This is a genomic window from Corallococcus sp. CA053C (assembly GCF_003611675.1).
GTDB lineage: Bacteria > Myxococcota > Myxococcia > Myxococcales > Myxococcaceae > Corallococcus.
Window position 1 is genome coordinate 1 of sequence record NZ_RAWA01000338.1, and the last position, 11,040, is coordinate 11,040.

Consider the following 11,040-nt stretch of genomic DNA (forward strand, 5'->3'; position numbering starts at 1 on the left):
GGGTCATCATCGCCGCTCCGCATACACCAACACGCAGTTGGATGCAGCGCCCGTGGCCGGCTAGAACGGCCCTCCGCCATGCGCCTTCCGACCCTGAACGTCCTGCTGTCCGCCACCGTCCTGCTGGGCACGTCCAGCGCCTGCATCGTGGAGGCCCCCGGAGGGGCCAGCCCCGAGGAGCGCCGCGCGGCCACCGTCACCCAGGTGCCCCCGCTGTCCATCCGTAGCGGCGCCAACCTGGGCGGGAAGGTGGAGGTGGTGGGGGCGTCGGTGCAGCCGGGCCGCATCCCCACCGGGGACCAGGCGCGCGTCACCGTCTTCTTCAAGGTGCTCCAGCCCATCGAGGAGGACTACCTCGTCTTCGTCCACCTGGAGGACGCGGACGGGCGCATGGAGCGGCTCAACGTGGACCACAAGCCCGCGGGCGGGCTGTACCCCACGACGCAGTGGAAGGTGGGGGAGACGGTGAAGGACGAGTTCGTCATCGCCCTGCCGCAGGGGGCCACGCCGCGCGCGGTGAACGTGTGGATGGGGCTGTGGGAGCCGCGCAACGACGCGCGCCTGCCCATCACCAACCCGGAGGCGGTGCGCAACGACGGCCGGGGGCGCCTGCTGTTGGCGCAGGTCCCCGTGGGCGGATGACAGGGAAAAAACCGGAGCGGCCCTGTAAGCCGGGTTCTGTCCCCACCCCTTTCGGGATGGGCGATGAACATTCATCTAGGGCCCTGGTTGCCCAGGGACCTCATCAGCGAGCAACCCGAACGCGTAGGACGGGCCATCCCTGTCCCCTTTCGGGGACGCGTTCCTATTGGCTCTTGCTCCAGGTGGGGTTTACCGAGCCGTCCGAGTCACCCCGGACGCGGTGCGCTCTTACCGCACCGTTTCACCCTTACCCGCCCCCTTGCGAGGACAGGCGGTCTGTTTTCTGTGGCACTTTCCTGCGAGTCGCCTCGACTGGCCGTTAGCCAGCACCCTGCCCTGTGGAGCCCGGACTTTCCTCCCGCCATCCATGCCTGCGATGGCCGGCGTTCACCCGGACCGCTCCGGCACCTCCGGGGATACCCCAGCGGCCCGCGCGGGTCCACCTTCAGGATGGGACGATGTCGAGCGCCCGCCGTACGCCGTACCCGGCCCCAGCGGGTGGGCGTCCGGGGGCTTGTCGGGTTTCCCCGCGCCCGGGCGTCCCGGAGTCCCCGCGAGCGGTCGCGCGGGAGGGAAGGGACGGGATGGAAGCGGTCATCTTCACGGGCATCCAGGGGGCGGGGAAGAGCACCTTCTACCGGGAGCGCTTCTTCACCACCCACGTCCGCCTGAGCCTGGACATGCTCAAGACGCGGCACCGGGAGAAGGTGCTGCTGCGCGCGTGCCTGGAGGCGAAGCAGCCCTTCGTGGTGGACAACACCAACCCCACGGCGGCGGAGCGCTCCCGGTACATCGCGGCCGCGAAGCAGTTCGGCTTCCGCGTGGTGGGGCTCTACTTCCAGTCGAAGGTGGCGGACGCGCTCCTGCGCAACGACCAGCGCCCGGTGGAGCAGCGCGTGCCGTGGGTGGGCGTGCTCGGGACCTACAAGCGGTTGCAGGTCCCCAGCCCGGAAGAGGGGTTCGACGCGCTCTTCTTCGTCCGGCTGTCGCAGGACGGTTTCTCCGTGGAGGAGTGGCAACGTGAAGTTCGATGAGCTCGACGAGAAGATGCGCGTGTTCGAGACCGCGCATGACCTGTGCGTGCTGCCCGGCGTGTTCATGGTGGCGCGCATCGATGGGCGCGGCTTCACGCGGCTGACGAAGGAGGTGCACGCCTTCGAGAGTCCCTTCGACGTGCGCGTGCGCGACATGATGGTCGCGACGACCGGGCACCTGATGGACTGCGGCTTCCGGGTCGTCTACGGCTACACGCAGAGCGATGAGATTTCGCTGCTGTTCCACCCGGACGAGGACACCTTCGGGCGCAAGACGCGCAAGCTCAACTCCATCCTCGCGGGGGAGGCGAGCGCGAAGTTCTCGCTGCTGCTGGGGGACCTGGCCGCGTTCGACTGCCGCATCTGCGAGCTGCCGAACGCGGGGCTCGTGCGCGACTACTTCCGCTGGCGCAGCGAGGACGCGCACCGCAACGCGCTGAACGCGCACTGCTACTGGAGCCTGCGCCGCGAAGGGAAGGGCGTGGCGGAGGCGACGAACATGCTCATGCGCCTGTCGGTGGCGGAGAAGAACGAGCTGCTCTTCCAGCGGGGCGTGAACTTCAACGACCTGCCGACCTGGCAGAAGCGCGGGACGGGGCTCTACCGGGAGACGTACGCGAAGGAGGCGCGCAACCCGAGGACGGGGGAGACGGTCCTCGCGGAGCGCCGCCGCATCAAGGTGGATGACGCGCTGCCGATGAAGGACGCGTACGACGCCTTCATCCTGGCGTTGCTGGAGGGCGTGACGTTCGAGCGGGTGTAAGGCTCTTTCCGGCAATGCCAGTCCTGGCCCGTGAGGCGCTGTCCGACCCGGGGTGGGGGATTGCGCGCGTTCGGCCGGGTGCCGCAGGATTCGCGCTCGCGCCACCGGGTGCCCTGGGGCACGGCGCGAAGGTTTCGAGGGGGAAGCTCATGGTCATCTTCGGTTCGAGGCTCTACGGCAAGGTCGATGAGGTTCCGGGCCTGGGCTACGTGGCGACGAAGTTCGGGCACATCAACTTCGTGCCGCTCATCCCGCTGGAGGGCTGGCTCGTCGTGAGCCAGGAGGGCAACGGCTGGCGCGGGCAGGCCATTGGCATGAGCGGCAAGTCCGTGCTCATGGCGTGGGCACGCATGCTGTTCATCGTCGTGGGGCTCGGCTCGCTCGTCTTCGGCCTCATCGGCTTCACGAGCCACGATTCGCAGGACCTCATCGTGCCGGGCGTGCTCGCGCTGGCCTGCATCGGAGGGCTCATCGCTTCGTACACCTGGAAGTGGGTCACCCACGCGTCGCCGGAGCGCGCGCTGGAGATCGCCCGGGAGGCGGGGGTGAGCGAGGAGGGGCTGGAACAATTGCGCCGCATGTACTCGGCGCCCGTGGCCGCCGTCGCCGCGCCCGCCCAGCCGTGGACTCCGCCGGAGTCCTAGCCCATCGCTCGCGGTCGTCCTGGCGAAAGGCCCGGGTGTTCTTTCCATGAGTCATGTCGTTGGTATCGATCTGGGCACGACCCACTCGTTGGTGGCCGCGCTCGACGGCGCGGGCCGTCCCACGCTGCTGCCCAACCGGCTCGGCCAGCGGCTCACTCCGTCGGTGGTGGGCCTGGACTCGGAGGGCCGCCTCCACGTGGGCGAGTCCGCGCGCACGCAGCTGCTCGTGCACCCCGAGCGCACCGTGGCGGAGGTGAAGCGGCGCATGGGGCGCGACCTGCCGGTGACGCTGGGGGACCGGCGCTACAGCCCCACGGAGATCTCCGCGCTCATCCTGAAAGCGCTGCGCGAGGACGCCGAGCGGGCGCTGGGCGGCACCGTGACGGAGGCCGTCGTCACCGTGCCCGCCTACTTCAGCGATGCGCAGCGCCAGGCGACGAAGGACGCGGGTGAGCTGGCGGGGCTCAAGGTGGAGCGGCTGCTCAACGAGCCCACCGCCGCGGCGCTCGCGTACGGCGTGAACCACCTGGACGCCGAACAGTACGTGCTGGTGTACGACCTGGGCGGCGGCACGTTCGACGTCTCCGTGCTGGAGATGTTCCAGGGCGTGTTGGACGTGAAGGCGTCGGCGGGCAACAACCAACTGGGCGGCAGCGATTTTGATCAGCTGCTGGCGGCCTGGTTCGCGGCGCAGTTCGAGCGTGAGCATGGGGTGTCGCTCGTCGGGAACCTCGCGGCGCAGGTGCGGCTGAAGGCCGCCGCCGAGGCCGCGAAGATCGCCCTCTCCTCGGTCGAGTCCACGCCCGTCATCGTCCCGTTCCTCGCGCCCGGTCGCGGGGGCGCCCCCGCTTCGTTGGAGGTGGAGGTGACGCGCGCCCGGTTCGAGGGGCTCGTGACGGACCTGGTGCGCTCCACGCTCGAACCGATGGAGGGCGCGCTGCGCGACGCGAAGCTGTCCCGGAAGGCCATCGCGGAGGTGGTGCTGGTGGGCGGCAGCTCGCGCGTGCCGCTGGTGCGCCGTCTGGTGGCGGAGTACTTCGGGCGCGAGCCGCGCGAAGGCGTGAACCCCGACGAGGCGGTGGCGCTCGGGGCCGCGTTGCAGGCCGGGCTGAAGACGGGCGCGGTGAGCCCCGCGCGCGGCATCATGCTCACGGACGTGTGTCCCTTCACGCTCGGCGTGGAGGTGCAGGCGAGCGCGGGCCGCGAGCGGGTGGGCGGCGTCTTCTCCCCCCTCATCCCCCGCAACACGACGGTGCCGGTGTCGCGCACGGAGACCTTCGCCACCACGGCGGACGGCCAGCGCGCGGTGGAGATCCGCGTGTTCCAGGGCGAGGCGCGGCTGGTGCGCGACAACATCCTCCTGGACGAGTACCTGGTGGAGGGCGTGCCGCCCGCGAAGGCCGGCGCGGAGAAGGTCGCGGTGACGTTCACCTACGACATCAACGGCATCCTCAACGTCACCACCCGCGTGGCCTCCACCGGCAAGGAGGCCGTGCTGGTGGTGGACAAGCGCTCGCAGCGGCTCAGCCCCGAGCGGCGGAATGAAGCCCGGGAGCGGCTCGCGCGCGAATGGGGGGAAGCGCCCGTGGCGTCGGCACCGGGCCTGGCTTCGGCTTCGGCTTCGGCTTCGGCACCGGGCCTGGCTTCGGCTTCGGCTTCGGCCACCAGGGACAGCGACGCGGATGCGCTGCTGACCGCCGCGACGGAGCGGATCGCGACCGCGCCCGCTGCCGTGCGTCCCCGGCTGGAGTCGTTGTGCGCCGCCCTGCGCGAGGCCCGGGCGAAGGGCGACCGTGTCACCGCGGCCCGCCTGGACGCGGAGCTGACCGACCTGCTGTTCGACCTGGGCTGATCCGCGCGTGCTGCTGACCGAACTCAAGCGCGCGGTGGTGCTTCGCCCCGCGGAACCCGGCGCACGGCTCGCCCTGGCCGAAGCGCTCTTCCAGGAGCGCGACTTCCGGGGCGCCGCGGAGCACGCGCGCCGTGCCCTGGACCTGGGCGGAGGCGAGGCGGCGCGCCGTCTGCTGTGCGGTGCCTGGGCCCGCGACGGGCGACAGGTGGAGGCCCGCAAGCTGCTGGAGGAGTGCGTGCGCCAGTCGCCCCAGGACGCGTCGCCGCGCGCGGAGCTCGTCGCGCTGCTCGAGGAGCACCGGCCGGACGACGCGCTCCTGCACGCGCTGGAGTTGACGGTGGCCACGCCGGGCGACCTGGAGGCCTGGCGCGCCGTCGCGCGACTCTGTGAGCGGACGAACCGTCCGGCCGTGGCCCTGCCCGCGCTGCGCCGGGCGCGCGCGCTCGCTCCCGAGGACCCGCGCCTCGCGGAGTCGGTGCTGGGGGCGCGCGCGGCGCTCGGGCTTCCGGCCACCACCGCGATGCTGGACGCGCCCCCGGTCGAGCAGGCCGCCCAGGCGCTCGCGCTGCCCACCGCGCGCGCCGCGCTCACGCAGGCCGGGCTGATGGCCGTGGCCGAGGCCCTCGGTCGGGGGGCGCTCCCGGACGCGAAGCGGCAGCTCGTGGTCGCGTCCGCCGCGGCCCGTGCGAGCGCCGCCGCGGCGCTCCTTCGCGCCGAGTTGCTGGGGCTCGAAGGGCGGCCCTCGGCCCAGGTGGAGGCCGCGTGGCGTGCCGCGCTCGGGATGCCGGGGGCGCCCGGTGCCGCCGCGCTGCGCCTGGGCGATCATCTGCTCGAAGCGGCACGGAGCGCCGGGCCCGCGTTGGACGAAGCGCAGGCGCTCTACGCACGCGCGGCCGCGAACGGTGAAGGCCCGGTGGCCGCGGGCCGCGAAGCCGAGCTCGCGGAGCGTCGCCGCGTCCTCGCTCGCGACCTCTCCGCCGTGGGCCGCGTCGGGGTGCTGGGCTGGCATCCGCAAGGAGGCCATGTCTCGCCGCTGGAAGCCGTGGCGGTGCCCGGACGGGGCGTGCTCCGTTGCAGCGGTCGCGTGGGGCCCGAAGGGCAGGAGGCCGCCGACGTCGCGTTCAGCGTGCTGCGCGCGCGTGCACCCGCGCTGGGCCTGGGGGAGCTCGTCGCCCGCTACGACCTGCACCTGCACTACACGGACACCGAGGTGGGCAAGGACGGCCTGTCGAGCGGCCTCGCGCTCTCGCTCGCGGGGCTGTCCGCCTACTCGCAGCGTCCGCTCCCCGCGCGGCTGGCCGCCACGGGCGAGGTGACGCTGTCGGGCGAGGTCCGTCCGGTGGGCGGGGTGCACGAGAAGCTGGTGGCCGCGTACCTGGAAGGCATCCGGTGCGTGCTGTACCCGCGACGCAACCTGCAGGACGTGGCGGCCCTGCCGCCCGAGGTGTCCGGGCGATTGCGCCTGATCGCGGTGGATACGCTGGACGAGGCGTGGCGGGCCGTGCGTGCGGCCGCGGACGCGCCGGGAGAGACCCGACGGTGAGCAGCGAGCCCCAGAAGAGCCCCTATGACGTCCTGGGTCTGCCCAGGGACGCGGACGCCCGCGCCATCAAGAAGGCCTACTTCGAGCGCGTGCGGCAGCACCCGCCGGAGACCTTCCCGGAGGAGTTCCGGCGCCTGCGTGAGGCCTACGAGCTGCTCTCCGACCCGGAGGCGCGCCAGGCCTGGGACGCGAGCCACAGCGCCTCGGAGGAGGGCCCGGAAGCGGCGCGCCTGCGGGAGGCCATCGACCTGTTCAACGCGGACGACAAGGAGGCGGGCCGCGCGGTGCTCACCCAGCTCCTCGCGGAACAGCCCGGGTCGCACGAGGCGCGCGACCTGCTGGGGCGGCACTTTCTCTTCGAAGGGCGCCCCCAGGAGGCGCTCGCCGAGTTCGACCTCCTGGTGGCACAGCGCCCGGAGGACTGGGAGGCGCACCTGCACCGGGGCTGGGCCCTGCACCAGCTCCAACGGCTGAAGGACGCGGCGGATGCCTTCTGGCGGGCCGGCAAGCTGGGCCCGGCGCAGGTGGGCCCGCGCATCGCGCTGGCCGAGTGCCTCGAGGAGCTCGGCCAGGTGGGGGACGCGCTCGGCGCGCTCGCGGAGGCGCAGGGCCTGCCCGGCGTGAAGCCCATGGACGTGCTCGCCCTCAAGGTGCGCCGCGCCGCGATGATGCTGCATCACGGTCGGGACGCCGAGGCGAAGCGCGAGCTGGACGGGCTTGAGGCCGCGGTGCCCCGGGACGCGGACCAAGAGCTGCGCCGGTGGACGGGAGGCCGGCTCGCCGCCGCCGCCGCGAACCTCTTCGCCCAGCAGAAGTCGGAGGCCGCGAACCGGCTGCTCGAACGCAGCCGGCGCATCAACCCGGACAGCGCCACGGAGGTCGCCTATCCGGTCCGCGTCACCGTGGACGTGGACGCGCTGCCGGAACCCGGCCGCGAGTGGCTGGAGGCGGAGGCCGAGCGATTGGGGGGCTGGCGCACCCTGGGGACGTGGGCGTGGCCCGCGATCCTCACGTTCAGCCTGGCCGTGGCCACCCTCCTCAGCCTGGCCTTCTGCTTCCTTTCGCCCGACGTGCGCGGCGTCTTCGACTGGGTTGGGTTCACCGTCATCGCGGCCGGTCTCTCGGTGGCCACCGTGGCGGCGGCGCGGGCCTTCCTGCGCGCGGCGGAGACTCCCTTCGGGAAGTTCACCACCATCCACCCGCTGCATCTGGTGCAGGTGACGGGCGACCGCCTCATCGTGTGGCCGTTCGTGCACCTTCAGGACGTGAAGCTGCTGAACCACCAGAACAACGGCGTCTACTCACACACCTCCGTCCAGCTGCGCTTCAGCCAACTGCGACTGGTCGTGCCCATGCGCGGCGAGGAGAAGGCGGAGCTGTTCGCCCAGGAGCTGCTCGGCCGGCGTCGCCGCGTGCTCGAGCTGCTCAACCGCGGGATGCTCGACGCCGAGAGCGGGGTGGAGCAACTGCCCGCGACGCTACTGGCGCGCGGCGGATCGCGCGGCCACGTGCGCGCCGAAGGGCGGGCCCGCTTCCCCGTGCGAGGCATGCTCGCGGCGGCGGCGGGCGCGGCGTTAGTGGTGGCCCTGTCCGTTGCGCCGCATGCGCGAGCAGTCGACGAAAACATCTGGGGACTGGCCCTGAACCAGCGGGACCTCGGCCCCACGCTCGCCTATCTGCGCGACCTGCCCGAGGCCCGCTTCGCACCGCGGGCCCAGGCGCGTGTGGACGCGGAGCTGTCCCGCGCGCGCGAACGGCTCACGGCCGGGCTCGACCCGGGCAGCGCCGCGGCCCCCTCCGTCCCGTTCTTCGCCGACCTCCTGGAGGCGGTGGCCCGCGACCACAGCCGGCGCGTGGTGGTGGAGTGGACGGCGGCGGATGCGCCGGACGCGCTCCCGGAAGGGTTCACCGCCAAGGCGCTCGCCGCCGCCCGGTCCTCGCGCGAAGAGCAGCTCGTGGCAGCCTGGCAGCGGCGGATGGATGAGGCCCTGGGGCAGGGGGTGCTGCTCGTGGACGCGGGCCGGACCTCGCCCCGCGAGGGACCTCCCCTGCGCACCCTGCGCGTGCAGGAGCGCCTGCGGTCCGGCGCGGGTGCCACGCCCGTGGAGGCCGTCTGGTCGGTGACGGTGACGTCGCCCGGGAGCGACGCCCCCATCCTGTCGCTGGAGCTCGCGGTCCCGGTCTCCTCCCCGGCGGACCCCCACGTCGCCGAGGCCCTCTTCCGTGCCTGGGTCGACCGCTGGCACCTGCCCGGCACCGGCAACCCCCGCCCGCTGCTGCTCACCGCTTCGACCCTTGCCCAGGAGGCCACGCCGTGAGCGCCCCCTCGAATTCTCCGCGCCGTCGCCACCTCCTGCTCGGTGGCGGTGGCGCCAGCGCGCTCGTGCTGGTGGTGTTCTTCCTGTTCGTGAGCGGCTACGAGGGCGTGCTCTTCGTCAACGGGCTCGACGTGCCGGTCCAGGTCTCCGTCGACGGCGAGCCCTTCGAGCTCGCGTCGGGAGGCCACGTGAAGCGCCACCTGCGCACCGGGCTGCGGGAGGTGGACGTCCGCGCGGGCGAGGCCCCCCTGGTCCACGACACCGTGTACGTGACCCACAAGGGCCAGCTTGTCTACAACGTGCTGGGAGCGGCGCCCCTCTTCTGGGAGTCCATCCACTACACGAGCTCGCCCCAGGGCGACGCGTCCGCGCCGCCGGTGCAGCCCCTGGCCGGAACGCCATGGCTCCAGCTCGACAACGTGGACTTCGCGCTCACGGATCCACCGACCAGCATCTCGATGCGCAAAGAGGATCGCGGCTCGACAACGCGCACGCACCTGGGCCTGGCGCCGGGCGGCTGGAAGACGAGCGTCAACTGGCTGCTGAGCACCCACCACCCCGCCGAGGCGGACCGCCTGGCGCGGGCCGTCCTGCGCGCCCTGCCGGAGACGCCGTGGATCCATGAGGGGGTCATCGCGTCGATGATGGCGCTCGAGCCGGTGGAAGGGGTCTCCGCGACGGTGGCCACCGCGCGGGCCCTGCGTGATGCGGACCCGGAGGACTACGGCGCGCAGCGGATGTGGATGCACCAGATGCGGCGTGCCGGCCGCAACGAGGAGGCCCGCGCCTACTACGCCGCCGCGCTCGCGCGAGAGCCCGGCTCCGTGATGCGGGCCGTGTTGCTCGCGCGCACCGAGCCCGGTCCCCAGGCGACGGCGCGGCTTGAGGCGTTGCGGCGCGCCCATCCCGGCGAGCACGCGCCACGCTGGGGGCTCGCCTCTCGCTACGTGAGCGAGCGGCGTTGGGCGGAGGCGCTCGTGCTGCTCGACGCGATGGAGCAGGACGAGGATCCCCGGTACCCCCTCTTCCAGGACACGCACGCGCAGGTGCTGGTGGCCCTGGGGCGCCGCGAGGAGGCCGCGCGCCGGCTCACCGGGCGATTGCTCGGGAACAAGGACGGGGAGGTGTCCTGGGACGACGTGCTCCTGTACGCGAGGCTGGTGGGACAGGCCTCGCTGGGCACGGAGGCCTCCCTCTTGCGAAACCTCGTCACGAAGGCGGCGGAGGAGGAGCGCCAGCCGGTGCTGCGCGCCTTGCTGGCGGCGTCGCTGGGGGAGCCGGTGCCCCGCGACGTGGCCTACGGCTCCAACACGCAGGTCGTCCAGCAGGCGGTCTGGGTGCTGACCGCGCTGCCCAAGGGGGCGGAGGCCGTGGCTGGAATCTGCGCCAACCTCGACGCCCCGGCCTTCATCCGCGTGGGCACGGAGGCGAGCGTGCTGCTCGCGGGCGAGTTCGAGCGGCTCGGGGACTCCGCGCTCGCCGCGCGGACCCTGGAGGCGTCGGGCGTGGACCTCAGCTTCGCGGAGCTGCGGGACGCGGTGCGGGGCACCCGGACCGTGGACTCCCTCGAAGCGTTGGACCTGTCCGAGCGCGCGGCGCTCCAGCTCGTGGTCGCGCGCAGGCTGGAGGCTTCGGGCGCCAACGCCGACAAGGCCTATGCCCTCGTGAAGCGCGACGCGCTGCTGCCCGGTCCGGTCACCGTCGCCCTGGAGCGATGGCCGCGTCCGGGGGCTTCGCGGGGCGTGGCGGGGGCCGGCGTGCCCTGAGCGCCGTGTCAGCGGCGGGCTACATCCGCTCGTCGATGGCGCGGTTGCTCATCTCGTCCGCCTCCGCGTTCTGCGCGCGGGGCACGTGGGCGAGCTTCACCTTGCTGAAGGTGGCGAGCAGCTTCTTCGCCTCCAGGAACAAGGGCTTCAGCGTGGGGCTCTTCACCTGGTAGCGGCCATCCAGTTGGCGGATGAGCAGCTCGCTGTCGGCGTACACCTCCACCTCGCGCGCGCCCAGGCTGCGCGCGTGCTGGAGGCCCAGCAAGAGCCCCATGTACTCGGCGTAGTTGTTCGTCTGCGTGCCCAGGAACCGGCCCAAGCGCGCCACCACCGCGCCCTCCGTGTCCATCAGCACCGCGCCCGCGCCGGCCGGCCCCGGGTTGCCCCGCGCCGCTCCGTCCGAATAGACGCGCACGCGGCTCAGCGCTCCGCCCGGTGCGACGGGCGCGGAGGCTTCCACGGTGGGGGAGGGGGACTC

At 72.7% G+C, this 11,040-nt stretch carries 9 protein-coding genes and 1 other RNA gene; 8 read left to right on the top strand and 2 right to left on the bottom strand.

From position 1 onward, the window contains the following. Positions 1-78: 78 nt before the first annotated feature. Positions 79-642 carry a hypothetical protein gene (locus D7V97_RS32400; protein ID WP_120614490.1) on the top strand — a complete coding sequence of 188 codons (564 nt, stop codon included), beginning with the start codon at positions 79-81 and terminating at the stop codon, positions 640-642. Positions 643-651: 9 nt separating this feature from the next. On the opposite strand, the gene rnpB is transcribed toward D7V97_RS32400, so the two are convergent. Beyond that, an RNA gene (gene rnpB, locus D7V97_RS32405) (RNase P RNA component class A) lies at positions 652-1,045 on the bottom strand. 181 nt (positions 1,046-1,226) lie between these two features. Between rnpB and D7V97_RS32410 the strand changes: the two genes are divergently transcribed. The 7 genes from D7V97_RS32410 to D7V97_RS32440 all read left to right on the top strand — a co-directional run bounded on the left by D7V97_RS32410 (position 1,227) and on the right by D7V97_RS32440 (position 10,562). Further along, positions 1,227-1,676, top strand: a complete 450-nt coding sequence (locus D7V97_RS32410) for an AAA family ATPase (RefSeq protein ID WP_120614491.1) — start codon at positions 1,227-1,229, stop codon at positions 1,674-1,676. Beyond that, complete coding sequence (locus D7V97_RS32415; RefSeq protein WP_120614492.1) at positions 1,663-2,439, top strand: tRNA(His) guanylyltransferase Thg1 family protein; 777 nt, start codon at positions 1,663-1,665, stop codon at positions 2,437-2,439. Before D7V97_RS32410 ends, D7V97_RS32415 begins: the two co-directional genes overlap by 14 nt. A gap of 149 nt (positions 2,440-2,588) precedes the next feature. Next, positions 2,589-3,083 carry a hypothetical protein gene (locus D7V97_RS32420; protein ID WP_120614493.1) on the top strand — a complete coding sequence of 165 codons (495 nt, stop codon included), beginning with the start codon at positions 2,589-2,591 and terminating at the stop codon, positions 3,081-3,083. Positions 3,084-3,129: 46 nt separating this feature from the next. Continuing rightward, positions 3,130-4,935 (top strand): Hsp70 family protein, encoded by a 1,806-nt coding sequence (locus tag D7V97_RS32425; RefSeq protein WP_120614494.1) that lies wholly within the window; start codon positions 3,130-3,132, stop codon positions 4,933-4,935. A 7-nt stretch (positions 4,936-4,942) separates the two neighbouring features. Further along, positions 4,943-6,478, top strand: a complete 1,536-nt coding sequence (locus tag D7V97_RS32430; protein WP_120614495.1) for a S16 family serine protease — start codon at positions 4,943-4,945, stop codon at positions 6,476-6,478. After that, complete coding sequence (locus tag D7V97_RS32435) at positions 6,475-8,796, top strand: J domain-containing protein (RefSeq protein ID WP_120614497.1); 2,322 nt, start codon at positions 6,475-6,477, stop codon at positions 8,794-8,796. The genes D7V97_RS32430 and D7V97_RS32435 overlap by 4 nt, the downstream gene beginning before the upstream one ends. Continuing rightward, complete coding sequence (locus D7V97_RS32440; protein WP_120614496.1) at positions 8,793-10,562, top strand: hypothetical protein; 1,770 nt, start codon at positions 8,793-8,795, stop codon at positions 10,560-10,562. Before D7V97_RS32435 ends, D7V97_RS32440 begins: the two co-directional genes overlap by 4 nt. A 19-nt stretch (positions 10,563-10,581) precedes the next feature. Here the strand turns inward: D7V97_RS32440 and D7V97_RS32445 are convergent. Then, the coding region (locus D7V97_RS32445; RefSeq protein ID WP_233583369.1) for a ribonuclease HI family protein at positions 10,582-11,040 on the bottom strand (459 nt) is incomplete at its 5' end.

What these genes read in the sequence shown, in the direction of transcription:
- D7V97_RS32425 (WP_120614494.1), top strand. Translation starts at nt 3,130, where the DNA reads ATGAGTCATGTCGTTGGTATCGATCTGGGCACGACCCACTCGTTGGTG.
- D7V97_RS32410 (WP_120614491.1), top strand. Translation starts at nt 1,227, where the DNA reads ATGGAAGCGGTCATCTTCACGGGCATCCAGGGGGCGGGGAAGAGCACC.
- D7V97_RS32400 (WP_120614490.1), top strand. Translation starts at nt 79, where the DNA reads ATGCGCCTTCCGACCCTGAACGTCCTGCTGTCCGCCACCGTCCTGCTG.
- D7V97_RS32420 (WP_120614493.1), top strand. Translation starts at nt 2,589, where the DNA reads ATGGTCATCTTCGGTTCGAGGCTCTACGGCAAGGTCGATGAGGTTCCG.